Annotated in this window: 22 protein-coding genes; 11 read left to right on the forward strand and 11 right to left on the reverse strand. The window is 55.0% G+C overall.

What is annotated here, in order from left to right; translation table 11 throughout:
- The 5 genes from thiC to galT all read left to right on the forward strand — a co-directional run bounded on the left by thiC (position 1) and on the right by galT (position 5647).
- Positions 1-1284, forward strand: coding sequence for a phosphomethylpyrimidine synthase ThiC (gene thiC, locus C4520_09325; GenBank protein ID RJP21734.1), 1284 nt, complete (start codon positions 1-3; stop codon positions 1282-1284).
- 10 nt (positions 1285-1294) lie between these two features.
- On the forward strand, positions 1295-2713 hold the full coding sequence (locus C4520_09330) for a phospholipid carrier-dependent glycosyltransferase (protein ID RJP21714.1): 1419 nt from the start codon (positions 1295-1297) through the stop codon (positions 2711-2713).
- Positions 2714-2721: 8 nt separating this feature from the next.
- Positions 2722-3222, forward strand: coding sequence for a DUF402 domain-containing protein (locus tag C4520_09335; protein ID RJP21715.1), 501 nt, complete (start codon positions 2722-2724; stop codon positions 3220-3222).
- Between the two features lie 79 nt (positions 3223-3301).
- A complete protein-coding gene (locus tag C4520_09340) occupies positions 3302-4450 on the forward strand; it encodes a sodium ion-translocating decarboxylase subunit beta (GenBank protein ID RJP21716.1) in 1149 nt (382 codons plus the stop codon).
- 189 nt (positions 4451-4639) lie between these two features.
- Entirely contained in the window at positions 4640-5647 is a 1008-nt protein-coding gene (gene galT / locus C4520_09345; GenBank protein ID RJP21717.1) for a galactose-1-phosphate uridylyltransferase, read from the forward strand.
- Positions 5648-5675: 28 nt separating this feature from the next.
- Here galT and C4520_09350 read toward each other — a convergent pair whose 3' ends face one another.
- A complete protein-coding gene (locus C4520_09350) occupies positions 5676-7061 on the reverse strand; it encodes a PAS domain S-box protein (GenBank protein RJP21718.1) in 1386 nt (461 codons plus the stop codon).
- A 211-nt stretch (positions 7062-7272) separates the two neighbouring features.
- Between C4520_09350 and C4520_09355 the strand changes: the two genes are divergently transcribed.
- On the forward strand, positions 7273-8316 hold the full coding sequence (locus tag C4520_09355; GenBank protein RJP21719.1) for a 6-phosphofructokinase: 1044 nt from the start codon (positions 7273-7275) through the stop codon (positions 8314-8316).
- An 86-nt stretch (positions 8317-8402) separates the two neighbouring features.
- The gene (locus C4520_09360; protein ID RJP21720.1) at positions 8403-9296 is read left to right on the forward strand and encodes a complex I NDUFA9 subunit family protein; all 894 of its coding nucleotides are present in this window, start codon (positions 8403-8405) and stop codon (positions 9294-9296) included.
- Between the two features lie 60 nt (positions 9297-9356).
- Here C4520_09360 and C4520_09365 read toward each other — a convergent pair whose 3' ends face one another.
- The 10 genes from C4520_09365 to C4520_09410 form a co-directional block, all read right to left on the reverse strand.
- Positions 9357-9893 carry a hypothetical protein gene (locus C4520_09365; GenBank protein RJP21721.1) on the reverse strand — a complete coding sequence of 179 codons (537 nt, stop codon included), beginning with the start codon at positions 9891-9893 and terminating at the stop codon, positions 9357-9359.
- The gene (locus tag C4520_09370; protein ID RJP21735.1) at positions 9857-11338 is read right to left on the reverse strand and encodes an aspartate ammonia-lyase; all 1482 of its coding nucleotides are present in this window, start codon (positions 11336-11338) and stop codon (positions 9857-9859) included. The genes C4520_09365 and C4520_09370 overlap by 37 nt, the downstream gene beginning before the upstream one ends.
- A gap of 59 nt (positions 11339-11397) precedes the next feature.
- Positions 11398-11562, reverse strand: coding sequence for a rubredoxin (locus C4520_09375; protein ID RJP21722.1), 165 nt, complete (start codon positions 11560-11562; stop codon positions 11398-11400).
- A 70-nt stretch (positions 11563-11632) separates the two neighbouring features.
- Positions 11633-12619 carry a hypothetical protein gene (locus C4520_09380; protein ID RJP21723.1) on the reverse strand — a complete coding sequence of 329 codons (987 nt, stop codon included), beginning with the start codon at positions 12617-12619 and terminating at the stop codon, positions 11633-11635.
- Between the two features lie 4 nt (positions 12620-12623).
- Entirely contained in the window at positions 12624-13142 is a 519-nt protein-coding gene (locus C4520_09385) for a DUF3341 domain-containing protein (protein RJP21724.1), read from the reverse strand.
- On the reverse strand, positions 13135-14406 hold the full coding sequence (locus C4520_09390; GenBank protein RJP21736.1) for a hydrogenase: 1272 nt from the start codon (positions 14404-14406) through the stop codon (positions 13135-13137). Before C4520_09390 ends, C4520_09385 begins: the two co-directional genes overlap by 8 nt.
- An 86-nt stretch (positions 14407-14492) precedes the next feature.
- Positions 14493-17399, reverse strand: coding sequence for a 4Fe-4S dicluster domain-containing protein (locus tag C4520_09395; protein ID RJP21725.1), 2907 nt, complete (start codon positions 17397-17399; stop codon positions 14493-14495).
- A gap of 18 nt (positions 17400-17417) precedes the next feature.
- Complete coding sequence (locus C4520_09400; protein ID RJP21726.1) at positions 17418-17960, reverse strand: cytochrome C; 543 nt, start codon at positions 17958-17960, stop codon at positions 17418-17420.
- 42 nt (positions 17961-18002) lie between these two features.
- Positions 18003-19349 (reverse strand): hypothetical protein, encoded by a 1347-nt coding sequence (locus tag C4520_09405; GenBank protein RJP21727.1) that lies wholly within the window; start codon positions 19347-19349, stop codon positions 18003-18005.
- Positions 19346-20653: a cytochrome c gene (locus C4520_09410; GenBank protein RJP21728.1), complete on the reverse strand. Its 1308-nt coding sequence runs from the start codon at positions 20651-20653 to the stop codon at positions 19346-19348. Before C4520_09410 ends, C4520_09405 begins: the two co-directional genes overlap by 4 nt.
- Positions 20654-20740: 87 nt before the next feature.
- On the opposite strand from C4520_09410, the gene C4520_09415 reads away from it, so the two are divergent.
- From C4520_09415 to C4520_09430, 4 genes are all read left to right on the forward strand, one after another.
- A complete protein-coding gene (locus C4520_09415) occupies positions 20741-21010 on the forward strand; it encodes a hypothetical protein (protein ID RJP21729.1) in 270 nt (89 codons plus the stop codon).
- Positions 21011-21045: 35 nt separating this feature from the next.
- Positions 21046-21855, forward strand: coding sequence for a crotonase/enoyl-CoA hydratase family protein (locus C4520_09420; protein ID RJP21730.1), 810 nt, complete (start codon positions 21046-21048; stop codon positions 21853-21855).
- Positions 21856-22030: 175 nt separating this feature from the next.
- On the forward strand, positions 22031-22411 hold the full coding sequence (locus tag C4520_09425; GenBank protein ID RJP21731.1) for a hypothetical protein: 381 nt from the start codon (positions 22031-22033) through the stop codon (positions 22409-22411).
- Between the two features lie 450 nt (positions 22412-22861).
- Complete coding sequence (locus tag C4520_09430; GenBank protein ID RJP21732.1) at positions 22862-25801, forward strand: PAS domain S-box protein; 2940 nt, start codon at positions 22862-22864, stop codon at positions 25799-25801.
- Positions 25802-26181 lie beyond the last annotated feature (380 nt).

Below are 26181 nucleotides of genomic sequence, written 5' to 3' on the forward strand. Positions count from 1 at the left end.
ATGAACCAGGTTCTGCAGGCAAGACAGGGCATCGTGACGCCCGAGATGGAAAAGGCGGCAACCGACGAACGGCAGTCGCGAGAGTATATCCGCGATGGGATTGCCGACGGCAGCATCATCATCACCAGAAACCGGAAGCATACGAATGCGAACGTTCTGGCCATCGGCAAGAACCTCAGAACGAAGGTGAACGCCAATATCGGCACTTCCGGCGATAAGGCTGACGTCGAAGAAGACTTGCGCAAATTGGAGGTGGCGATCGAGGCGGGCGCGGATACCGTAATGGATCTCAGCGTTGGCGGAATGGTGAACGAAGTCCTCAAGGAAGTGCTGGCGCGTTCATCAATACCTGTCGGAACGGTCCCAATCTATCAGGCCGCCCTGCAGGCGCCCCTCCGAAAGAAATCCTTTGTCGAACTCGAACCCGATGAAATATTCGAGACAATCGAAGAGCACGCACGGCTCGGGGTGGATTTCGTGACCGTTCATTGCACCGTGACGCAGGAATCGGTGGCCCGCTTGCGAAAACACCGGCGTATTCTGGATATCGTCAGCCGTGGAGGCGCGCTGATGCTGGAATGGATGGCTCACAACAAGAAGGAAAATCCGCTGTTCGAGCATTTTGTCCGCCTGCTCGCGATCGCAAAGAACTACGACATGTCGCTCAGCCTCGGTGATGGGATGCGGCCCGGCTGTCTTGCCGACGCCACCGACCGCGGCCAGATTCAAGAACTCGTATTGCAGGGCGAGTTGGTGGAACAGTGCCGGCAGGCGGGGGTTCAGGTTATGTGCGAAGGCCCCGGGCATGTGCCCCTCGACCAGATAGCGGCGAACATGATTGTGCAGAAGCGTCTGTGCCATGGCGCGCCTTTTTACGTGCTCGGGCCACTCGTTACCGACATAGCTCCCGGCTACGATCATATAACGGCTGCGATTGGCGGCGCGGTCGCGGCTCTTGCCGGAGCGGATTTCCTCTGTTATGTGACGCCGTCGGAGCACCTGCGTCTTCCCTCTGTTGAAGACGTGAAGGAGGGAGTGATTGCTTCGCGAATTGCGGCGCATGCCGCCGACGTGGCGCGAGGAATCCCGGGCGCGGTGGAACGCGACAATGCCATGGCCCGGTGCCGCAAGAATCTCGATTGGGAGGGCCAGATAGCTCTTGCGATTGATCCGCAGAGGGCGCGAGAGTTGCGGGAGAGCAGCCGGCCGACCGACAGCGAGGTATGCACGATGTGCGGAGAGTTTTGTGCGATCAAAGTGACGCGCAAGGCATCCGCCCTGTGAGGAGCACCTGTTGAAACGTTCCGTCCAGATTGTGCTGCTTTCGCTCATCCTGCTCTTGGCGCTTCTGTTGCGAATCTGGCACTATACCGGTCCAATCGGCAGTGACGACCACGACTATTATCTTGCCGCCTATGACATCTATCAGGGCGCGTATCAGCCTACCGAGAACTACTGGAAGAACCGCTTCGCGATGATCCTTCCGATCACGGCATCGTATGCCGTTCTGGGAACAAACGAGTATGCCGCGGCTGCGTGGCCGATGCTTTCGGCGCTGGGTGCAATCGCAGTCTGCTTTTTCCTCGGGAAGTCCCTCGTAGATGCCCGGGCCGGTCTGCTTGGCGGATTGCTGCTGGCTTTTTACCCTCTGGACATCCATTATTCAGGCCTGATCCTTCCTGATATCCCGCTGTCTTTCCTGATGGCGGCATCGGTATTGGCTTTTCTGCGTGCGACCGAAGGCGGCAGGTTTTCGTTACCTCTGTTTTTCACTTCTGGCCTGCTCATGGGCGTCTCCTATTCCGCTCGCTCCATGTCGATCATCCTGCTTCCTTTTTTCCTGGTTTATGCGGCTTTCTTTGTGCGAAAGATCAAATGGGGATACGCCTTGTTTGCGCTAGGAGGTTTCGCCGTTCTCGCTCTCGAGGGGCTCTATTATCATCTGCATGATTTAAGCCCGTTCTACAATCTCTGGCTTAACAAACAGGCCGCTCTTGAGGTAAACGCATCCGGTGAATGCTCGACCAGTCAGCTCTACTATCCTCAGGTGGTAACGAGAAATCTTTCCGTTTTCGGCCCCTATTTCTATCTGTTCGTGCCGGCTCTGCTGCTGCCTGTAGTGAAGAGGGAGAGGGGTCCCCTGATTCTGGCGCTCTGGGCGGGCATCATTCTGCTGATTCTGCAGTTCGGGATCGTAAGTCTTTCTCCTCTGATCCATGTGGTCAAGGTGAGAAAATTTCTGAACTACGCCACCGTCCCGCTTATCCTGCTTTCAGCGTGGGCGCTGCTGCAGCTCCGGCTGCGGCTGCGAATTGCGGTCGTAGTTCTGGTGGCGGGGCTTTCTTTATATTTCCTGAGACCATACAGGTACAGCATGAATTCAACACCCGAAACGAGCGGCTCGAATATACGGCAGGTGGCGAGATACCTCGCGGAGGCGCCCCCAAAGCCCATTTACGCCGATCCTCGAACGCAAGCGATGCTGACGATCTTTTCTGAATTCTCCTTCACGCCGGAGAGATTTCGGAATCTGTACGAAGTGAAATCTGCATACGACTTGAAGAATTGCTACGTTGTAATAAACGGGTATTATGCGCAGTTCGATTCGGCAAAGCCGTGGGTGCCGCGGTTTGTGGGTCATTATCCTGAAGGCATTCCTGGCGAGTGGGTTCTCAAAGACTTTTATCTTTCGGGCGTCTATACGGTTCCTTGAGGGTAAGCATGAGCGGCTTTCTTGAAATCAAGCGACATCTGAATAAACCGGATGAGCGCTACAGATGCGAGCTCGTCCGGCGCGAGCCGGCCAAGATAGTGCTGAAATACAGGAGTGATCGTTCGTTTCAAAGCTCCAAATTGGGCGTCACGTTCCCGCCCGGCTGCGTGACGCTTGCCTTTTACTGGCTCGATAGGCCTTATGTCTTCTGGGCGATCTATTCACCGGAGGGGGAGCCGCTCGGGTATCTGGTTCATATCTGCCGCGAGATGGAGATTTTTTCGGATTCTCTGACCTACGTGGACTTGCTGCTTGATATCTGGTTTTCTCGGGACGGCGATTACCTGATTTTGGATCAGGATGAGGTTGATGACTGCGTTCGTTCAGGCAAGCTGGCGGATGCCGATGTCGCCTATATAGATGCGGCGAAGGAAAAAGCTATCGCCGATTTCCCCCAGAACGCAAAAAACGCGACGATGCTTGCGGCTGAGCTTGACATTTCCCGCTGATCTTTTTAAAATGGACGGTGTTCTCACCTCTGCGCCATCGCGGTAAAGTATCCGGAATTCCTGAAAAAGGGAACGAAATATGTCTGTACAAGAATTCTTCAGCGTGCTGAACAGCATCGCCCTGCAAACCGGTGTTTTCAGCCTCAAGTGGGGCCATTTTCTCATGTGGGCCATTGGCCTCATCTTCATATACCTCGCCATCGGCAAGAAGTACGAGCCGCTGTTGCTGCTCCCTATCGGGTTTGGGATTTTTATTGTGAATTTTCCACTCACGCCCATGATGGGGGTCAATCCCGAAACAGGGCAGGAGCATCTGCTGCAAATCTTCTACCATTACGGCGTCGCGTGGGAGGTGATTCCCTGCGTCATCTTTTTGGGATTGGGCGCGCTGACCGATTTCGGCCCGCTCATCGCAAACCCGAAAACGTTGCTGGTGGGCGCCGGCGCTCAACTTGGAGTATTCGTTACCTTTACTGCGACGTTGATTTTCGGGTTCACGATGAAAGAGGCGGCGTCGGTCGGCATTATCGGTGGAGCAGACGGCCCCACCACGATCTACCTTACGAACGCGCTTGCGCCCCATTTGCTGGGTCCGAACGCGCTTGCTGCGTATTCCTACATGGCAATGGTGCCGATTATCCAGCCCCCGCTCATGCGCCTTCTGACAACGAAAAAGGAGCGCAAGATCGTCATGCGGCAACTGCGGCCGGTATCCCAGAAGGAAAAACTGCTTTTTCCATTACTAGGCGCGGGTTTGATCGCATTATTGATTCCGGCGATCATGCCGCTGTTAGGCATGCTGATGTTCGGTAATCTGATGCGCGAGAGCGGCGTAGTCAGACGTCTCAGCGATACTGCACAAGGGTCGCTAATGAATATTGTCACGATTTTTCTGGGTCTTTCGGTCGGCGCCACGATGAGCGCCGAGAAATTCCTGACGCCGAAACCGCTGGTGATCTTTACGTTTGGACTTCTCGATTTCGCCGTCTGCACGCTGGGCGGAATCTTGACCATAAAAATCATGAACCTGTTCATAAAGGAAAAATTGAACCCGCTCATCGGTTCAGCCGGTGTGTCCGCCGTACCAATGGCCGCGCGCGTTTCGCAAATGGTCGGATTGCAGGAGAACCAGGAGAATTATCTTCTGCTCCATGCGCTCGGCCCTAATCTTGCCGGCGTTATCGGAACTGCGGCCGCTGCCGGTCTCTTCATCGCGATGTTTTCCTGACGAAGCTTTCTGAGCTCCCGCCAAAACATGATTGCCGGACATGCGGTGCCGGGCGCCCTGCCTCGCCTGTTTCTTTAGCCAATGAACGGTGCCATTATTGACGTACGCACGCATTCTCTTCAGGCATTGTGGAAGCGAGAGCGGCGCCGCATTTTCTAAGGATATCCTTTTCCGAATGAGGAGGGGATCATGCCCGAATTCAGACAAAACATAGCCACCAGGGAATGGGTAATAATAGCCGCCGAGCGGGCGGAGCGGCCGGATCAATTTGTGCGCCGACGGGAAAGAAGGAAGGCCCTGCCGGAATTTTCCCAAAGCTGCCCCTTTTGTCCCGGCAACGAACATCTGACGCCCGCGCCCACATTGCTTGTCGGTCGCGGCGACAACTGGGATGTTCGGGTGGTTCCCAATAAATACGCCGCGCTTCGACCGGACGACAGTAATGAACGCGAAAAGATCGGGCTGTTCCTGAAGGCTGGGGGATATGGGATTGCAGAGGTTATCATTGAGACGCCACGACATGATTTAAGCATCGCGACAATGTCCGAAACGCATGTAAGGCTCGTGCTGGGGGCGTATCGGCAGAGGAAAATGGAAGTTGCGAAGAGGCATAATATCAATTTCGTCACGCTGTTCCGAAATCACGGAGAGCGGGCGGGGACTTCGCTTGAGCACCCGCATTCGCAGCTCATTGCGACCCCAATCATTCCGCCGAACGTGCGCGACCAGATTAACCAGTCGATGATGAGTTATGACTCGTACGGGACGTGTGTCTACTGCCAGATGGTTGCAGAAGAAACGCAACAGGGAAGCCGACTGCTCATCGATAGCGAGAAATTTGTTGCGTTTGTGCCATTTGCCTCACGGTCGCCGTTCGAAGTGATGATAGTTCCGAAACAGCATCGCGCTTATTTTGGAAATGTGGCCGATGAGGAGTTGGACGATCTGGCGCGAGTCCTGAAGACGATCCTGTGCAAAATTCATAAAGGGCTGGATGACCCGGACTACAACTATATTATCCAATCGGCCCCGGTGGGCGATGACGACGTCAAATATTATCACTGGTATCTTTCCATTGTGCCGCGGCTGACGACGCGGGCCGGGTTCGAGATGGGATCGGGGATCAACATAAATGTGATGGCGCCCGAACGCTGCGCCCAGATCCTGCGAAACGTTGAAATCGAGGCGTGCGCGTAAAAGGAAACGCGGCAGCAAAAGCGGCCATTTACTCGATGTGGTGAGTCCTCATTTTCCGCCAGAGCGTAGTCCGGCTGATGCCGAGGATATTTGCAGCCTGCGTTCGATTTCCTGCTGCTTCTCGAAGAGCCTGCGTGATAATTGAATGCTCGGCCTTGGTTTCAAGGCGGGAATGCTTGAGCAATCGTATCTTTCTTTCCTGCGTCGGCTCGAAATCTTCCATTTTTCGTATCTCGAGCGGGAGGTCGTGGGGCTCAATCAACGTGCTTCGGGAAAGCACGATTGCGTGTTCGAGCGCGTGCTCGAGTTCCCGGATATTGCCGGGCCAGTCGTAGTTCCAGAGAAAAACCATGCTCTCCTCGCTCACCCCGCGGATTCTCTTGGCCATTATCTTATTGAAGCGATTGATAAAATGGTTGATCAGGAGCGGCAGGTCGTCTCTTCTCTCCCTCAACGGCGGCAGAAAGATCGGGATAACGCGAAGGCGGTAGTAAAGGTCGGGCCGGAATTCTGCCTTCTGGACGAGGTCCTTCAAGTTGCGACTGGTGGCCGCGATAATGCGAACATCGCTTTTGCGTGAGGCCGTTTCGCCGACGCGTTCGAATTCTCTCTCCTGGAGGACCCGCAGCAGTTTCAACTGAATGAACGGGCTGAAGTCGCCGACCTCGTCGAGAAATATCGTGCCCCCATTGGCGGCCTCGAATCTTCCCACCTTATCATACAGCGCCCCCGTAAAGGCCCCTTTTACGTGCCCGAACAGCTCGCTTTCGAGCAGCGTCTCGGCCAGGGCGGAGCAGTTAACCTTGATAAAAGGGGCGTGAGCCCGGTGGCTGTGATAATGGATCGCATGGGCCACAAGTTCCTTTCCAGTGCCGCTTTCGCCCTGGATGAGGACAGTGGAATCGCTTTCGGCAGTCTGCAAAATGCGATCATACACCTGCTGAATCAGATGGTTCTTGCCGATAATCTGGTCCAGCCTGTATCTTCCCCGTAGTTCCTCTTTCAAGCTGTAAATCTCGGTTACATCGGCTATGCTGATGACGGCGCCGGCGGGTTTGTCTTCGTAGATATCGGATAAGACGGTGCTCGTGATGTTGATCGTTTTCAACCGCCCGTCCTTCGTGGTTATCTCGAGCCCATAATTCTCGATCCGGCGATTTGCGGAGATACTCTGGACAACCATTTCGGTAAGCGCCTCTTTACGGGAGCGCAGAATCACATGAAGCGGCTTATCAAGGGCCTCATCGGCGGAAAAAGCGGTGATTTTTTCGGCGGCCTTATTGAATTGCTGAATCTTGCCGGCGGGATCGACTGTTATTATGCCGTCGTACAGGCTATCGAAGATCGATCTGAGGTTTTCCGCAAAGCGCAGAAAAAAAGGCGAAAATTGTGCTGAGTGTTTATCGTCCGACACGGTCCCCCCCTGGCCGACTATAAATCATGATACCACTGCTCTTTTTTAATTTGCAAGTTAAAGCCCCACATTTTGTCAAAAAGGATGCCTTCAAGCCGCTTGATTAAGCAGTATCGCTATGTTAATATTACAGAGGTGCTTTGCTTAATGGGCATTCAAATGTACTCTCAATAGAGGAGGTTGGCAAACCTTTCAACAGGGGGAAGCAACGATGGAAATTGAACGTATCGGAGTATTGACCGGTGGGGGCGACGCCCCAGGACTCAACGCCGTCATTCGAGCAATTGTCATTGCGGCCGACCAACACGGAATCGAAGTGATAGGGATAAAACGCGGGTGGGCCGGACTTCTCGATGGGGGAGAAGCGGAACTGCTCACGGTCGATCAGGTTGACGATATCCATCGAACCGGCGGGACTGTCTTGCGGACCTCGAGAACCAACCCGGTGAAACACCCGAACGGGATGGAACAGATCAGGAGGAACCTCGAAAAATATCACATCGACGCGCTCATTGCGATCGGCGGAGACGATACTCTGGGAGTGGCGAACAAGCTGCACTTGGAGGGCATAAAAGTTGTCGGGGTTCCAAAAACGATCGATAACGATTTGTGCGGCACCGATTACACCTTCGGTTTTGATACGGCAATTAATATTGCGACCGAGGCGATGGACCGCCTTCACACAACGGCAAAGTCGCACGACAGAGTGCTGATTGTCGAGATCATGGGCCGCTACGCGGGCTGGCTGGCTATGAATGCCGGCATGGCCGGCGGTGCTCATATAATCCTTCTTCCCGAAGAGAAATTTGATCCCGATGAGGTGGCGGATATCGTCAAGAAGCGCCGCGAATCGGGCAGAAATTATACCATTATAGCGGTCTCGGAGGGAGCGGTGCCTGCGGATGCTCGCGAGTTCATCACTCAGGACGACAAAGTGGACGAATTCGGCCATGTGAAGCTTGGCGGGATCGCGAAACGGCTTGCGAAGGTCATCGAGAAGAAAACAGGGCAGGAGACGCGCTCGGTAGAGTTGGGCCACGTCCAGCGTGGAGGCGCCCCATCGGCCTTTGATCGGGTTCTGGGCGCCAGGCTTGGCCTGAAGGCGGTGAACCTGTTGCTCGAAGGCAAATTCGGGCAGATGCCCGCTCTCCAAGGGACGACAATTATTAATATCCCTCTGGAGCAGGCTATCGGGAAGCTGAAGCTGGTGGATAAATCCTTCATCGACGAGATGAAGATTTTCAGGGGGAGATGATCCGCCCCCCGCACGACTGGTACTGAATGCGCAGGCGCAGCCCTTTTTCTGATCAAGAAAGCTCTTGCCGATCGTAAGGAGAATATATGAATATCTTCATTTCCGGAGGGACCGGCTTCATCGGCAGTCATTCGGCGGCTCGACTGATCGATGCCGGCCATCATGTGCGGCTCCTGAGCCCGAAGGGGCCGGGGCATGCACAAGGCCTTCCGCAGGAACACGCGGAATTTGTCGGCGGAGACCTCCTCGATCCGGATTCGCTGAAGGGGAAAATGGACGGCGTCGACGTTGCGGTCAATTTCGTCGGGATCATCGTCGAGGTCGGGGAAGCCACGTTTGAGCGCGTTCACGTCCACGGACTTCACAACTTGCTGTGGGAAGCAAAGAGAGCAGGCGTAAAGCGCTTTGTGCACATCAGTGCCCTGGGCACCAGCGACAGGCCCGTCAGCGAATATTTCCGCACAAAATGGCAGGCCGAGCAGCTTATCAAGAACAGCGGAATCCCATATGTCATTTTGAGGCCGTCGCTGGTTTTCGGGCCTGAGGACAAGTTTTTCAACATGCTCAAGCCGATGCTTTACTTGCCTATCGTCCCCGTTGCCGGCGGCGGCAAGACGAGGTTCCAGCCGATATATGTCGAGGATATCGCATCGTGCATAGTGGCGTCGGTCGAGCAGGAAAAGCCGCTGAACGGGATTTGGGAAATCGCGGGCCCCGACCAGTTCACGTTCGATGAGATGCTCGATCAGATGGCCGATGTGATGGGAAAGGCGCACCGCCTCAAACTGCATATCCCCATGCCGGTGATGATGTTGGTCGCGCGCGTGGTCGAAAAACTTTTTCCAAAGCCGTTTGTCACCACGGACCAGCTAAAAATGCTCTCGCTCGATAACGCAACCGCCGAGAATTCCCTGACCGACGTCTTCGGAGTTCAGCCCCATGTTTTCCGCGACACCTTGCGGAAGTACTGGGGAACATGAGCGATCTCTTGGAATAGCCTTTTTGTCCCGGCCGGATCCCGTGCGATGCCGGTTGTTGTCTCAGCCCCCCTCGAACATCCAGCCTTCGTTCTTCATGAACCAGTTGCCGGTGTCGTCGAGGTATTCGAGCGTCTCCTGCAACAGTTCGTAATGGTGCTTTTCCATCAGACTCAGGTGCTTGAACGCCGTCTTCTCGATTCCGCTTTGAGCCTTCTCGTAAGCGTCGTTATAGAGATTATACCCCTTTTTCTCGAAATCGAGGGCGATGCGCATAGCCTCCGTATCGCTGGGGTCGGCCTGTGTCCGGTTGCGAGCCTCCTCTCCGGCCGCTTCGAAAATCGTCTTGAACCGCTGTCGTATCGGCTCTAGTTTGCTTCTGGACACGATTTCCTCGATTTCCTTGATACCGGATTTCCCGTAGAGTTTCTGGAGTAGTTCTATATGGTGGCGCTCATCCTCGACCAGTCCCTCGAACGTCTTCTTTCCGAAGGCATCATTTGATCGTTCCGCGAATTCGCGGTACATCTTCAGGCCGTCATGCTCGAGTTGCAGCGCAAATTTTACGATTTCCTCAATTGTTTTTGGGACTTCAGCCATTTTCGCCTTCTCCTTTTTTTGTCTTTGGTTCTGCCCTTGCTCCTGGGCGCATTCGTATGAAGGGGATCGGTTACCGCCTCGAATTGCTCCTCCGTCATGATTCCGCGCTGAATGGCCAGCTTCTTAATTGATTCGCCCGTGAGAAGCGACTGGTGCGCTATCTCGGCTGCATTCAGGTATCCAATGTGAGGGTTCAGCGCCGTAGCAAGGGCGACCGACCCCTCGAAATACCTCCTGCAGCGTTCTTCATTTGCGGTAATCCCCGTAATACACTTCTCGATGAAGTCCGGCAGGTACGAGGAAAGGAGTCGCATCGACTGGAGGAGGTTATAAGCCATCAGCGGCATCATGACGTTGAGATCGAATTGCCCGGCCTGCACCGCCAAAGAAACTGTCAAGTCGTGACCGATCACCTGGAAGCAGATCATATTCAGACATTCGGCCATCACCGGATTCACCTTCCCCGGCATTATCGAGGAACCGGGTTGTACCGCCGGCAGGTTGATCTCGAAGATGCCTGTCGTTGGTCCGGAACTCAGCAGGCGCAAATCGTTCGAGATGCGAGTCAACTCGAGCGCCAGGTCCCGCACAGACCCCGAGACCGCGGCTATCCGGTGGTTCGACTGAATGGCAGATATGCGGTTTCGAGCCGGTCGCAACCGCACCCCGGTGATTCTCGCAAGATACCCAACAGCCGCCTGCGGATATTTCGGGTGCGCGTTCAATCCGGTCCCTACCGCGGTTCCTCCCAGCGCCACCTCCTTGAGAAGATCGGACCGCCGAACAATTTCCTGTCTTGCCGCCTCAATGGCATCGGCGTATGCTTCGAATTCCTGCCCCAATGTGATTGGTACGGCGTCCTGAAGATGAGTTCGGGCGGACTTTGCGACTCGCCTGAACCTGCGGCCTTTGCCGCGAAAGGCCGATATCAGCTTTCGAAGCGCGGCATCCAACAGATGGACCTCGAGCAATGCCGCAATATTCATCGCGGTCGGGAACGTATCATTTGTCGATTGGGCCATATTGACGTGGTCGTTCGGACTGAGATATCGGTAATCGCCGCGCCGCCTTCCCAGCTTTTCGAGCGCGAGGTTCGCAATGACTTCGTTGACGTTCATATTGAACGATGTGCCCGCGCCCGCCTGGTAAACATCCAGACCGAACTGGTCGGCATGCGCTCCGCCCAAAATCGCGTCGCACGCCCATACGATCGCGTTCGCGCGGCGCCTGTCGATTACTCCCAAGTCCAGATTCGCCCGGGCGGCTGCCTTCTTGATCGAGGCATAAGCTCGCAGCAGCGAAGGAGGGTGCCTCAATCCGCTGGCGCGAAAATTTTCAAGCGCTCGCGCGGTCTGGATGCCGTAATACGCATCGGCTGGAACCGCCTTCTCGCCAAGCGAATCTCTTTCGGTCCTTGTGCCGGCGGCCTGTTTTACCCGGCGCATTTTGTTGTTTGATGTCATATTCCCGATTCTACCTTATCAACGACTGCATGCTTTCGCTATTAATCGACAACCTCTTCGAACATGTCCTTCGCGACACCACACAAAGGACATACCCAATCTTCCGGAACATCGGCGAAGGCCGTTCCCGGCTGAACTCCGTTTTCCGGGTCGCCCAGTGCGGGATCATAGATATAGCCGCAAACGGTACAAACGTATTTTTGCATGATTCTTCCTTCCTCCACTAGAGAGACATGGTCTGCAATCGATCATGAAATGAAAGAGTCGGTCGACTCTTTACTCCTTAAACCTGAATACCGGTCCGAAAATTACATGACTAAGGTAAAAGAGCGCTGCAAAACCGATGGTGACGAGCAGATGAATCCAGTTAATCGCGATGACATCGGGATGAAAAGAAGGAATCACCAGAACATATTTCTCAAGCAAGAGGCCGGCAAGAACAAAACTTGATGAAATGAGCGGAATAAATCCGGTCGCTTTGGCGCGGCGTGGCATGAGAATGGTGAACGGAATGACAAACGCCAGCGCCAGCATGGTTAGCGTCACCGCTCGCCATGGGCTGCGAAAGAAAATGAGATAGACGAATTGCGTCTCTTCCGGAATGTCTCCGTACCAGATCACGATGTATTGGCTCCACAAAAGGGACATCCAGAACAGAGAAAAGGCAAACAGCAGCTTTGAAATCCTTCGCCTGTCCCCATCCGGTATGGCCGCGAAATAGCCCGCCACGCACAATCCCGCGAGTCCGAGAAAAAACGCGCTCACCGCGAAATAGGCGCCCAGCAGCGTACTGTACCAGTTGGGCTGCAGAGACATGACCAGATCAAATGCGAGATAGGTGTAAACAACCATAAAGAGTATTACAAGTGCGACCGCCCACGGAGAGGCTTGAATCGGGTCGGAAGCCTCACTTTGTTTTCCGGTCTTGTAGAGGAATATCCAACTGAAGAGAGCCAGGAGACTCAATCCCAATAATCCGCGAATCGCCAGAAACGGGATATTCAGATAGGCCGCCTTTTGGGGTACCGGGTCAGCAACCCAGGGAAAAATGGAGACGCGCCCCAGCAGAAGGACTGCAAATAGGATGACTACCACCGGCAAAAATGCAGCAAACGAGCGCGCGATGCCGACATACGGACGGCCCCACCTCGCATTGGTGAGATTCAAAGAGGCTGCAAAAATGACGCTGCCCTGCGCAAGGCTCGCCCAAAAGAGAAAGTTAACAAGAAAAGCCTGCCAGAACAGGTTCACATAGTCGCCCATTGCCCTAACCTCTTCCTTCTCCTTCAAGCAGTCTTACGTCAAGTGTCCCCTCGTTTTTCAGTGCGGAGTGGACTTTCTCGCATTGTGGCGACTCGTGCCGGACCACAAGCGCAAATTCATTCTGCGAGCATCCTGGATGATAGATGCCGCCGATGCGCGGCAGTCGCGAGGTGAACAGAAATCCTGCAAAAGTGGCCGTGGCCCCGAAAAGGATTGTCAGCTCGAATGCAATGACTACGAAGGCCGACAGGCTGACTATCGGCTTTCCGCCAACCGGAATCGGCCACGACAGCACGGTGTAAATCTGAAGCCACAGGCCGAATGCGGCGCCCGTGAGGCAGCCGATGAGCGCAAACCAGCGCACCTGGCTCGGCCGGCGCGGCACGAGTTCCTCCATCTCGGGCAGTGGAATAGGGCTGCAGATGTCGATTATTTCCATGTTCAATGACTGGGCCGCTTGCACGGCGCGTGCGAGTGCTTCTGCCGTTGAATAGATTGCGATGCTTTCACAACGCTCACTCATGTGTTTCTCCGCCCTCTCTATGCAGTTGGCTCTTCAGCTCGCTGATGGCGACAGCAGGGAACACCTTCATCAATGAGATAAACAAGAGGAAGAACAGCCCCCAGGTACCCAACATGATGCCCCACTCGATCAACGTCGGGAAATACAATCCCCAGGCATACGGATTGTAGTCCTCGGAAAGGCTGGTGACGATGATAACGAAGCGCTCGACCCACATCCCGATGACCACGCCGATCGAAACGATGTAGACATATCTCAGGTTCATGCGCAGGCGATGGCTGAACAGGGACAGCGGCAAAAGGCAATTGAAGAATACCATGGTCCAGAAGAGGTAACTGTATTCGCCGAAAGCGCGATTGAAGTAGGCGTGCTGCTCATACACGTTGCCGCTGTACCATGCGATGAAGGATTCAACGAAATACGAGTACGTCACAATGAGGCTCATGAAAATGAGGATTTTTGAAAGCATGTCGAAATGGCGATGCGTGATCAGCGACTCGAGCTCATAGAATTTCCTGATCGGCAGCAGCACGATGATGATCATCGCCACCCCCGAAAAGATCGCGCCCGCAACAAAATACGGCGCGAAAATTGTGCTGTGCCAGCCGGGGACGACCGAGACGGCAAAATCCCAACTCACGACGCTATGCACGGAGATCACGAGCGGAGTTGCCAGCGCCGCCAATAGCAGGTAAGCCATCTCGTAGTGGTGCCACTGCCGGTATCCGCCCCGCCACCCGAGGGAGAGGATTCCGTAGATCGTCTTCTTGAGACCGGTTGACCGATCACGAACGGTCGCGACATCCGGAAGAAGCCCCAAATAGAAGAACATCATGCTGACCAGCATGTAGGTGGTAATTGCGACGACGTCCCACAAGAGCGGGCTCTTGAAGTTCGGCCAGAGCTGCCGGTAATTCGGATACGGCAACAGATAATACGCGACCCATACACGCCCCAGGTGAATGAGAGGGTAAAGTCCCGCCGTCATGATCGCGATAACGGTCATCCCTTCAGCAATCCGGTTTATGCTCGTCCTCCATTTCGCCAGGAACAGGAAAAGGATGGCTGAAATGAGCGTGCCGGAATGGGCGAGACCGACCCAGAAAACAAAATTTGTTATGTAGACGCCCCAGTTGACGGGGTTGTTGATGCCCGCCACCCCGATAGAAGCCAATATCTGGCGCAGATATGCGAGAAATCCGAGAGCCAGGAATAGGGACATCAGCGCCGCGAAAAGAAAAAACAGCTTGCTCGGACGCAGCATTCCGCGCAGGACGGCCTCCTCGATTCCAAGAAAGGTGCCGGCGACCGACGGCGGCTGTTTTGTCGGTTGCACGATCCGTTCGCTTGTCATCGGCCGCTTCCCTCCGTATCAGCGGAAAGAGTACCCTGGCTAACGATCTTTTTCAAATAGGTTATGGACGGCTGTGTGTTCAAGTGCTCCAAGACAACGTATCCTCGCCGATCGGCGACGTGCTTGGCAATCCAACTATCAGGATCACGAAGATCGCCGAAACGGATAGCGTGCGTGGGACAGCTCTGGGCGCAGGCGGGAACAATTTCGCCGTCGCGCAACGGGCGGTTTTCGTCCTTTGCGATCTCCTTAAGCTCGCGAATCCGCTGAATGCAGAACGTGCATTTTTCCATTGTCCCCCGCGTCCTGACCGAAACAAATGGATTGAATTGCCTCTGAAGAGGTGGAGGATATTTATAGGTGAACCAGTTGAACCGGCGCACCTTGTACGGACAGTTGTTCGCGCAGTAACGCGTCCCCACACAGCGGTTATATATTTGTACATTGAGTCCCTCGCTGTTATGAACAGATGCGTAGACCGGGCAGACCGTTTCGCAGGGCGCATGCCCGCAATGCTGGCACAGCATCGGCTGGAAGATGGTCAGCCCTTTGTCCGCGAGCCGCTGGATGCGCAGCCAGGAAAGCTTCCGTCCTCTGAGACACTGCTCCTTGCCAACGACAAAGACATTGTTTTCCGCCTGGCACGCAACCGCGCACGCTCCACACCCGATGCACAGGTTCAGGTCGATCACCATCGCCCACTTGTGGATCGGATACGCATATTCCGGGTAGAGCTCGCCGGCTGCGTGCGGCGCCTCCTCCTTATGATTCTCTTGAAGCTCTCCCGGTTGAGTGAGGACGACCGCCTGCGCGATCTCCCGTTCCCCCTGCTCGAAAGAACCCTGTATCCGTGCGAGCGGCACTCGCTCGATCACTCCGGCGAATTCAACCGGCGCCGCCGTCCATGCTAGCGAGCCGGCATATGGATCGATCTCTCCGCCCAAGGCATGGAACGGATTCCCTTTGGGGTATGCATGAAACGGCATGTACTCGCCCGCGGCTCCAATAGGGAAAGCGATGACGCCATCATGAGTACCCTCCTGCAGGGCAACCGGCGCCTCGAGCGTTTTGCCGCCAACGCTCACACGCACAATATCGCAAGGTTTGCAGTTCCAGCGTTCCGCCATTGCCGGCGAAATGAGAAGCGGATTATCCCATGCGATCGTGGTAATCGGATCGGGAAGTTCATTCAACCACGGCTTATCCGTATGCCGCCCATCGCCGTAGCGAACGGTGGCTATCGGGATAAGGATGCTTCCTTCCGATGTCACATCGGGAGTAATGCCGTTGAGGGTGGCGGCCGCGTCTTCCAACAGCGTCACCGCGCGCTCATCGGCGGGCAACCAGATGCCGCCCTGCTCGAGCGCGGTTTTCCAAAACGCATCGAAACTCTGATCGGGCGCCGTTTTTTTCCGAACCTCCTGCCATCGAGTCTGAACGAAGTCCACGTAATTGAAAGAGGGCTTGCCCTTACCGCTCAAAGTTTGTACGAGATCTGCCAACACCTGACCCGCATGCAGGGAATCCGTAAACGGTTGGATGATTGGTTGGCGCACACAATTTATTCCCGTTCTCGGCTCCACGAGGTCCCAGGTCTCGATCCAGTGAAGGATCGGAAGGATCAGGTCGTAGTCGGAAGAGGACTCTTCAATTACCGTCGCCAGCTTTATCTTGAGGGGTACATTGGCCAAAGCCGTTCGCAATCGGTCGGGGTCGGCAAACGCGAATTCCAGGCTCGTATCATGGACGATAAGGGCGCCAACTTCGCCCTTCTCCATTTCCTCAACCGTTTTCAGCATGTCCCGGTATGAACCGACCGGAGAATGTTCATATCGATTAAAGGAAACGGTTTTCCCATAATTTCCGGCGGCATAGTTTATGAGATTCACGAGTACCTGCAGTGCAGTTGCGTGAGTCGTTCGCGAGGTCGGGCCGCCGGCGAGCACGAGGCTGGGTTTTCGAGAACGTAATAGAACAGCGACGTTTCGAATTGTCTTCGCTGGGAGCCCGGTCGCTTTGGAGGCTTTCTCCACGGAGAAAGGCTCCAGAGCATCACGCCACTTCTGCAGTTCCGGGCGTTCGGTAATGGCATCGGATATTACTTCTGCCGCAATCGCGCCGACAAGCGCCAAATCGGTTCCCGGAGGAATGGAAAAACGTTCGTCTGCGTTAGCGCCGGTCAATGACCAGTGCGATTCAAATTGGATGAATCTGCTCTTTGAAGGATCAGTCACGCTGCGAGTTGCCGCGAATCCATGCGCACAACTGACGGGCGAAAGCCACGTCTCCAGAAAATCGGCGCCAAACGAGAGAATGAGACGGGCGTGTTCAAACTGATAAATCGGAATGCCTTTGATTCCGAAAGAAAGGTTATTCGCGGCGGAAACGAAAGGATATTCGAGCGCTTCAAATATCAAGTGCTCGAGTTCCGGCGCATCCGATGTCAAGTCTTGAAGCAGAGTCTGCATCGCGCCCGTCACGTGCCTGCCGACGATGACGATCTTGCCCTCTTTCGGTGAAGTCCCTGCAACTTCCAGTGCCGCCTGCCAGGTGAGAGCCTCGAGTTCGCCCGATTCGGTCCTGCGCAGAGGTGATTGCACCCTTCGCGGGCTGTATAAGCCTTGCAACGCTGACTGCCCGCGTGCGCACAGGCCTCCATGATTGACGGGATGCTGCGCGTTCCCTTCGATTTTCGTGGCGTTCGAATTTATGAGTCGGACCCGCACTCCGCATCCCGCGGGACATTCATTGCAGGTTGAGCTGCGCCAGTACGAGACCCCGGGAATCAGTTCTTCCACCGGTATGAGATGCTTGAGCAGGAGCGCGGCTCCTGACCGGCCGGTCGGAACGACTGTTGCCGCGCCGGCAAGGGCCGTAGCTTTCAGAAATTCCCTTCGGTTCATCGTTTCGTCACCCTGTTTCTATTGATGACAGGTGTTGCATTCGATGGGCGCGCCTCTGCGCCGGTGACAATTCACGCACCAGCCCATCCCCATGTCGGAAACCTTCTGTACCGTGCTCATCAGTTCCACCGCCCCGTGACACTCCTGGCACCTGACTCCGGAAAGTACGTGGCGCTTATGCGAGAAGTAGACCCAATCCTGAAAATCGTAGATGCGCACCCAATCAATTGGTTCGCCTGTCTGATGGAATGCGGTGAGCTTGATGATCTCAGGCCGATCGGTTGCGACCGATTCGTGGCATTCCATGCACAATGCCGTGTTCGGAATACCGGCGTGAATCGATTTATCGGCATATCGATGACAATCGCCGCACTCCATTCCAACGCGCTGCACGTGCACGTGATGCGGGAACTCGATGGGTTGTTCCGGATGCAGACTCGGCCGCCGGATCGCGAGTCCGAACAACAGGACCAGTGCCGCCACAGCACCGAACCATCCCATGATGAGAAGAGCGAAGATATGGAAACTCTTCACGTCTTTCAAACGGTCGATCAGTCGCAAAAAGGACCATCCTTATCTCGGTGCTCATTCATGACGTTCAAATTAGCGGGGCGTCTGTCCCGGCTGTTGCGCCTGCTGGGATTCATCCGTCTCTTGCCCCTGTTTCCACTCTTCATTCAGGACATACTCCGTAATCGCTTCGGTCTGCTCTTGCGTAACAGGCAATTTGGGCATTCGCGGCAGTTCCGGGTTCACCTTCACCGGGTTCAGAACGAATTGCGACATTTCGTCCGGGTTCCCTTTATATTTCTCAACCATGTAGGTCAGCGGCGGGCCTACCGTGACCTGTTCCTGCGAGTGGCAGCTTGCGCAGAATCGATTAAACAGAGCTTGTCCGCTCGGCGCTCTGGCCGCTGCGCCTTCCTCTTCCGGCGGGGTGTATGTCTCAAGGAACTCCTCGACCGACGCGAAATAGAGCTCCGTATTCTGTTTCGCAATCTGATCCGGCCCGCGCAACAGGTTCAAGCGGACCGTGTCCCGAATGAAGCTCATCACAACGGCGACCGAGCCGATCGCAACCAGCGCAATCGCCATTTTCTTAACGGAGAATTCTTGAATTGCCGAAATCACGGCGACGGCGCCCACGGTCACGAGAGCAATCCCCACAAGCACGAGGATCAGGAGGGACGTGGAATAAAAACCGCGCGGCATCGTAAACAGATTCAACGGACCAAATACCCCTTGCAGGAGCGTCGCGATGAGAGCCCATCGCAGGCCGAGGTTGCGCGCGCGGGGATAGAAGGGATCGTCCGACTTTCGCCCGACGTACCAGAAATATGCGGCGGTGAAGAAACCGATGTTCGCAAAATCGGCCACGAAAAAATGCAGATAGCGCGGTAGTACGTTCGGCAGCAGCAGCGACCGAAAGAATCCCGTATACTCGTGCCATTGGAACGGCAGCAGCATCAGGTTGATGTTGGCCAGAAAGATCAGCGGAACAAATGTGAAGATGCCTGCGGCGGCGGCGCCGATACAGATGTGAATGATCGGGCGCCTCTTGCTCAAATCGTCCCAGGTGTACTTGTACGCGTACAGGAGAAGGAAGGCGAGGATCACCAGCCACACGATGGAAAGGAAATAGGGGTAGGTCAGTTGGATGACCGAGTACCAGTAAATGGTGAAGATCAGGCTGATCACCAGCAGCGGAGCGACTCCGATGACAACCGCCATGCTTTTGTTTATGGTGACCGTGTCGAGTATCTCCTTCGCGAAGCGCAGCGAGAACTGATCTTTGAATCCAAGAATTCGATAGATGACACTGAAATACGTGCCGCCGACCATCAGCCCGACAAAAAATATGTGCAGAATGAAGGTCAGTACCAGCAGCACGCGCAGAAAAGTCGGCCCGCCGGGCAAATCCAACGGTATCTCTATCGGGATGTTGGTCATCCGCCGCCTATCCCTTCGGCCAAAAATTCGGCCAACGCCTCCTTCTCGTCCTGCGTTCCGATGAACGGAGGCATGTACGGGTACGTGAACTGCATATTGTCAAGGAATTGAATGGCCGCTTCTTTAGTGCCGATGATGGGGCCCTTATTGAAGATGCCGTTCATTCCGCGATAGGTGTGGCAAACGGAACATTCGATTATAAAAACCGCATGCCCTTTGGACGCCGGCGCTCCTCTGGGACCGGCTTGCTTTTGGGCCCACGTGTAATACTTCAAGACCCCCGTGCTCGAGAGATACGGCGCCTCACGCTTCCGGATGCCGTTGCTGTACATGTACTCCTCAATGACATATGGTTTTCGCGAGAATTCGCGCACGCGTTCGAATTGGGCTGTCCCAATGGTCAGCAGGATGAAAGGGGCAACCGACAAGACGCCATAGCTGCGCCGCGTCGCGAACAGAATCAGGCCGGTCAGGAAGAGGAACCCTGCCACGAAAAGGAAAAATATCTGGCTGAAGGAAGCGTATTGCGTGAGGCGCAGCGTCATCAGGGCCACCGGCATGAATTGCGACGCGCGTTCGGGCAGCACCTGATAGTAGGCGAACGTGGCGAAGAGGTAAACCGGCGTTACGAACAGCAGGTACCTCCCGCAAAACCGCAGAAACTCGCCGCGAATGTCCCGGAATCTGTGTCGCATGAACGAAAAAATGAGCAGGTTGAACGCGCATGCCAGCATCGCCGCCAGCGCCATCCGGCTGAATGACTGCGGGAGATATGTCACGTTGAAGAAAGCAGGCCAGAACGAGCGCGTCTCCAGCCATTTCCCCGGCGTCATCTGGAAACCTAATATTCCAACGATCGCAAACAGCGTCATCAATGATACGAGAATATAGGCCACACCGACGCGCAGGTGCTTTTCCGGCTTCATCACGCGCCACGTCAGATAATATATCGATACCAGCGACAGTTCCGCTACAAAAACGCCCCACTCGATAAACCAGACCCAGAAGAACAGGCGCAGAAGCGAGCCGATGCCGACCGGCGAAAAAATCTGCGTGCTGAACCAGATGCCGACTCCCGTGAGGGCGCCCACGGCCGTTGTCAAAATGAAAAACCAGCGCGCCATGTGGTACGCAGCTTCGTTCAACATCTGGTTCTTTTCGCGGATGGATTTGTATTCGAGTAAAACGATGAAAAGAGAGCCGCCCACCGCCATTCCATGGCTGACGAGGACGTGTACGATGCCGATTATCGCGATCACCATCCGGTCGCCCAGAACGGGAAACAAAACGGCGGGGAAATTCATTCGGAAATCCTCACGCTAATTATAGTTCCGCACACGATGCGGTAGTTGTGCCCAGCGCAAGCGCATCTTATCACAGAGGCCGGTCGGTTGGTAATAGTAATCGTTAGCAAATATAACCGGATTCCCGCTTATACGCAAGCGCAAAGGCGGAAATTTCAGCAGGCGGTCTATTTTGACAATACCTCTGATGATCGCCTATACTGCAACGCGGCGCCGGCAATTTTCACATTTCTCATGGCGCAGCGGCATACCGCGCTTCCGCACAAGTTGGCGGGACAAGCCTTCGCAGCGCACTTCGTCTGCATCTTGTTGCGGCAGCGCCGTGAGAATACCAACAGTGTTGGAGATGCGAAGTAACTGCATGCGTACCAGTCCCGTGACAGGAGGAACAGATGACCGGAAATGGAGCTTTAAAGATCGAAAAAGATGGATACGTCGCCTGGGTCACGATGAATCGGCCCGAAAAACGCAACACCTTCACGATGGATATGTTCAACGCATTCATCGATGTGTTCCCGCGGCTCGATGACGACCCCGACGTGCGCGTCGTCGTCATCAAGGGCGAGGGCAAAAGCTTTACCGCTGGATTGGACCTCATGGAGGCCGGCAGTCTGTTCGAGCCCACGCCGGGCGCCGATTCCCGCGAAAGGGCGCGCAAGCACCTGCTTCACCTGCAGGAGAGCATGAATGTGATCGAGCGATGCCGAAAACCCGTCATTGCGGCCGCACACAGCCACTGCATCGGAATGGGCGTCGATCTGCTCAGCGCGTGCGACATCAGGCTGGCCAGCAGGGATGCCGTCTTCTCGATCCGCGAAACGAGAATCGCCATCATCGCCGACCTGGGAACGCTCCAGCGCCTGCCGTACATCGTCGGGCACGGCTGGGCCCGCGAGCTGGCCCTCACGGGCAGGGACTTCTCCGCCGAGGAAGCGCTGAAGATGGGATTCATCACGCACCTGTGCGAAAACAGGGAGGATTTGTACAGGAAGGCCGGCGAGATCGCCGGGGAGATAGCCGAAAACTCCCCGCTCGCGGTGCAGGGCGCGAAAGACGTGATGATGTACAGCCGCGACAACGGCGTCCGTGCCGGCCTCGACTATGTCGTCCAGAAAAACGTTGCGGTTCTGCCGTGCGAGGACCTCACGGAGGCCTTCCAGGCCTTCATGGAAAAGCGCAAGCCGGTCTTCAAGGGGAAATGACAGGTGCCAGAACGATCTATTTCTGACTTTCATTTCTGATTCTCCACTCTCACTGTCGCGGAATGGTTAGGTGAGAAGGCTTCACCGCGCTGACGCGTTTTGCCTGATCTCCGTCTGGCGCCTGCACGAGTCGCACTTGTACCGGGAGCGCCCGCCGAAGCTGCTCATGTAGGTGGTGGCCGAGCCGCATCTCTCACACAGAACACCCCGCCTTTCCGGCGGCGCAAGGCGCATCTTTGTCGTCGATTGTTTGAAATGCTTTCGCAAGGACTGCGGGATGAGGATGAGCGTGCTCCAGAAGGGATCGGTTTGTGCCAGATGTCGGCAACATGTGGATATGCCTGTGGATGTCCCTGTGGACAAGGGAATTTCTGCTCCTGTTTGGTTGAGGGCGGGTTGCTATCGCTCCGAGCTGATTGCGGACGTTGAGAAAGCGCCTGTGATGGTTTGCCGCGCGGCCATGGCTTCCGGCCGTGCAGCGCAGCAGCTCATCCCCTCCGGCCGCTGCGGTCTGCGCGGGTTCTCCTCGATCACCCGCCCGATCTCATCAAGGTAGTTAGGCAATCAGTATTCGGCCATCGCTTTCCTCCCTTTTTCCCGGAATCAGAATAAAACAAGAAGAGAGGGGCCAGCGACGACGTTTATGTTTTCCGTCAAACGGTGTGCAGCAGAGAGTTTGCAGACTTCATCTTCGGAGTTATTGCGGCGGTTTTAGGGAGCATGAACATCGGGAGCAAAGTCGACGATCCTTGTCCGGTAGGGGCCGAATTTAATCGGCCGGTCTTCCTGCGCAATTTCCATTGCGCGATTATCATCGCGCTCGGCGAGGACAAGGGTAGCGGGCTCCTTGCGTCACAACCAGACGTGAAAAAATAGTTGCATTATGATATACTAATCTAGGAGAACTCTGTTAGTCAGGCAGCCCTCTCCTCCCGAAATCGCAAGTATCGTTTCTGTCATGAAAAGTGTCTGATATTCCATACTTTGTTTTGGAGGATCTCTCATCGTGGCCCAGTCGAATAAAACGAGGGTCGAACTTCTTGAGGAAGTAAAAACCCTGCGCGACCGTCTGGAAGAAGAAGAGCGTGCGCGTGTGCGCCTCGAAGAGATGATAAAGGAATTCACGGCGGCGGCGAAAGCAACCCTTCCTCACGGAATCGAAGAGACTGAAGAGGAGCCTGCGGAATCGATTCGAAAGTTGTTGTTGATCCTGGAACGGACGCCCGATATGATTTCGTATGCCACCCCGGATGGCAAGGTGAAATACATGAACCGAGCCGGGCGTCTGGCGGTCGGAATTCCACTTGATATAGACTTCGTCGGTTGCTCTATAGCGGACGGACACCCCGGGTGGGCGAACAAGATTTTGACGGAAGTTGCCATCCCAACAGCGATACGTGAGGGGATGTGGCTGGGAGAGACCGCTGTTTTGACCCATGATGGCGTCGAGATTCCGGTTTCGCAGTTAATCCTCGCACACAAGGGACCTGCGGGCGAGATCCAATACCTCTCCACGATCTGCCGCGACATCAGCGAACGCAAAAAGGGGGAAGAACTGCTCCGGCATGGATTGACGGAAATAGAATCCATCTACAATTCGGCGCCGGTAGGCCTGTGCTTCTTCGACCGCGAGCTTCGATATGTCCGGGTGAATGAGCGGCTGGCGGAAATCAATGGGATCCCACCCTCTGAGCATATCGGCAAAACACCCCGCGAGATTGTGCCCGATCTTGCGCCGCTTGCAGAACGAATAGCCGAGGAGATTTTTCGAACGGGCATGCCCATCCTCGATATTCAGTTCAGTGGGACAACACGGTCTCAGCCCGGAGTGCAACGATATTGGAAGGAGCAGTGGCTCCCGCTAAAAGATGCTTCCGAAAGAGTCTTCGGTATCAATGTGGTGGTCGAAGAGATCACCGAGCGAAAGCGGGCCGAAGAAGCTTTGCGGCAGAGCGAGAGCCGCTATCGGACTTTGTTCGAATCGATCGACGAGGGATTCTGCATTATCGAGATGATCTTTGACGCGAGCGGTAAACCTACAGACTGGCGCTTCCTGGAGGCGAACCCGGCCTTTGAGAAACACAACGGACTGCACAATGCGGTGGGGAAGCGGATGCGGGAGTTGGAGCCGCGCCTGGAGGAGCATTGGTTCGAAACTTACGGGCGTATCGCTTTAACGGGAAAACCAGAACGTTTTACAAACGAGGCGAAGCATCTTGATAATCGGTGGTTCGACCTGTATGCTTTCCGCGTCGGGCGCCCCGAAGAGCGGAAGGTGGCCGTCCTCTTCAAAAATATCACCGAACGCAAGCGGGCGGAGGCGGCGCTGCAGGAAGCGCATAAAAAGCTTCAGGTCACTATCGACAGCATCACCGACGGCCTGATGGTTCTCGACCGCACCTGGAACGTCACCTACTTTAGCGAGACCGGCGCAAAGATGCTCGGTATGCGCCGTGAGGGCCTCATTGGCGGATATGTCTGGGATCTTTTCCCGTACGCCCGGGAAAGAAAGTTCTACGGAGAATATAACCGTTCGGTCGAGACCGGACAGCCCGCGCACTTCGTGGAATTTTACCCTGATCCAATAAACAAGTGGATAGAGTGTCATGCGTATCCGAGTGAGGAAGGCTTGACCGTATACTTCCGCGATATCACTGCGCGCAAAGAGGCTGAAGAAAAGATCGCGCGGCAGAGCGCCGTGCTTGATGGGATCAACAGGATATTGCAGGAAACTCTCCGCAGCGAAACCGAGGAGGATGTTGCCCGGGTCTGTCTCGAAGTGGCCGAAAAGCTTACCGAAAGTGCGTTCGGCTTCATCGGGGAGATAAACCGCGAAGGCACGTTCCATACCATTGTCATGAGTGATCTTGGTTGGGCAGAGTGCAAGATGCCGGATTCGAACAAAACACCAATGATACGAGGCCTGAAGATGCGCTGTTACTGGGGAAAGGCTCTTGTCGACAATCAATCTCTGATAGTCAACGATCCTGCGAATCATCCCGATCGGGTGGGCGTCCCGGAAGGGCATCCCGCGATAACTTCCTTTATGGCGGTTCCGCTCAAGCGCGACGGCAAGACGATCGGGATGATTAGCCTTGCGAACAGGGCCGGTGGATACACTGTTGAGCATCAACAGGACGTCGAGGCTTTATCAATTACTTTCGTGGAGGCGCTCGAACGAAAACGGGCCGATGAAGCTTTGCGCGAGTCGGAGGCGCGTTTCAGGGATCTTTCACAGAAGCTGGAGGAAACGGTCAAGCAGAAAACATCCGAACTGCTGCAGGCTGAGCATCTGGCGGCCGTCGGGCAGATGGTCTCGACCGTGGCCCACGAGATCAGGAACCCTATCCAGATTATCCGGACTGGGGTGGACACCTTGCGGGAAGCGCGCGATGGCACAGAGCGGCAGGATCTTCTTTCGGAAATCGAATATGGAGCCAAGATGCTCGAGATCACGATTTCGGAGATCCTGGAATACTCCAAACCGCTCAAGCTGAAGTTCTCCCACACAACAGTTAAAAACGTTGTTGAGGCGACCGTGAAACTGGTTTCGAATGAACTCAAGAACATAACCACCAATGTTGACCTGCAGCGAGACGACGAGGAAATATGTGTGGACGTCGTCAAGTTCTCACAGGTTCTGGTAAACATCATATCGAATGCTGCTGATGCGATGCCGCATGGAGGGACTGTGAGTATTCACTCCAGATCACTGGACCGGGCCGACGGAAAATTCCTGGAGATTTCAGTTGCGGATACCGGGCATGGCATTGAAGAGAAACATATACGTGATATCTTCAAACCGTTCTTTACGACAAAAACGCGGGGGACCGGCCTGGGACTCTCCCTGTGCAGGAAGATAATGGATGCTCACAAAGGGAGCATGAGTATCAAGAGTAAAGTCGGCGAAGGGACCACGGTCACATTGGTGCTTCCGCTGGAATGAGCGAAAGTGTCTTTATGGGTGTGATATTTCATGTTCGCATGATTAACTCGATCAAGCTTCCGGTGGTGAACCGATGTGAGAGCGTGAAGCTTTGTCCCTAGGATGCCGACCTTTCACGTCTGGTTCTTTCCTCGCGAACCCTCATCTGGTAGGGCCGAATTCATTCGGCCGGTCTTCCCATGCAGCTCTCGTCCCGCAACTGCCACGCCATCATCCGATCTTCCTATGCGGCTGTCATCCGGCGACTGTACGCGGTCGTCCAGACCCTGGATTCCTGCCTGCGCAGAGATTTTATTGAAACAGTTTATTTTACATTTTCATCTCTTCATTTGAATCGAAAGTCGAGTTTGAAGTCATAAAGCCAAGGGATGTGCGGGTTG

The organism is Candidatus Abyssobacteria bacterium SURF_5 (genome assembly GCA_003598085.1).
Classification (GTDB): domain Bacteria; phylum Abyssobacteria; class SURF-5; order SURF-5; family SURF-5; genus SURF-5.

Bases quoted from the DNA above. Each gene is read 5' to 3' on its own strand.
- thiC (RJP21734.1), top strand. From the start codon at position 1: ATGAACCAGGTTCTGCAGGCAAGACAGGGCATCGTGACGCCCGAGATG.
- C4520_09335 (RJP21715.1), top strand. From the start codon at position 2,722: ATGAGCGGCTTTCTTGAAATCAAGCGACATCTGAATAAACCGGATGAG.
- C4520_09340 (RJP21716.1), top strand. From the start codon at position 3,302: ATGTCTGTACAAGAATTCTTCAGCGTGCTGAACAGCATCGCCCTGCAA.
- galT (RJP21717.1), top strand. From the start codon at position 4,640: ATGCCCGAATTCAGACAAAACATAGCCACCAGGGAATGGGTAATAATA.
- C4520_09355 (RJP21719.1), top strand. From the start codon at position 7,273: ATGGAAATTGAACGTATCGGAGTATTGACCGGTGGGGGCGACGCCCCA.
- C4520_09360 (RJP21720.1), top strand. From the start codon at position 8,403: ATGAATATCTTCATTTCCGGAGGGACCGGCTTCATCGGCAGTCATTCG.
- C4520_09365 (RJP21721.1), bottom strand. From the start codon at position 9,893: ATGGCTGAAGTCCCAAAAACAATTGAGGAAATCGTAAAATTTGCGCTG.
- C4520_09370 (RJP21735.1), bottom strand. From the start codon at position 11,338: ATGCGCCGGGTAAAACAGGCCGCCGGCACAAGGACCGAAAGAGATTCG.
- C4520_09375 (RJP21722.1), bottom strand. From the start codon at position 11,562: ATGCAAAAATACGTTTGTACCGTTTGCGGCTATATCTATGATCCCGCA.
- C4520_09380 (RJP21723.1), bottom strand. From the start codon at position 12,619: ATGGGCGACTATGTGAACCTGTTCTGGCAGGCTTTTCTTGTTAACTTT.
- C4520_09385 (RJP21724.1), bottom strand. From the start codon at position 13,142: ATGAGTGAGCGTTGTGAAAGCATCGCAATCTATTCAACGGCAGAAGCA.
- C4520_09390 (RJP21736.1), bottom strand. From the start codon at position 14,406: ATGCTGCGTCCGAGCAAGCTGTTTTTTCTTTTCGCGGCGCTGATGTCC.
- C4520_09395 (RJP21725.1), bottom strand. From the start codon at position 17,399: ATGAACCGAAGGGAATTTCTGAAAGCTACGGCCCTTGCCGGCGCGGCA.
- C4520_09405 (RJP21727.1), bottom strand. From the start codon at position 19,349: ATGACCAACATCCCGATAGAGATACCGTTGGATTTGCCCGGCGGGCCG.
- C4520_09410 (RJP21728.1), bottom strand. From the start codon at position 20,653: ATGAATTTCCCCGCCGTTTTGTTTCCCGTTCTGGGCGACCGGATGGTG.
- C4520_09420 (RJP21730.1), top strand. From the start codon at position 21,046: ATGACCGGAAATGGAGCTTTAAAGATCGAAAAAGATGGATACGTCGCC.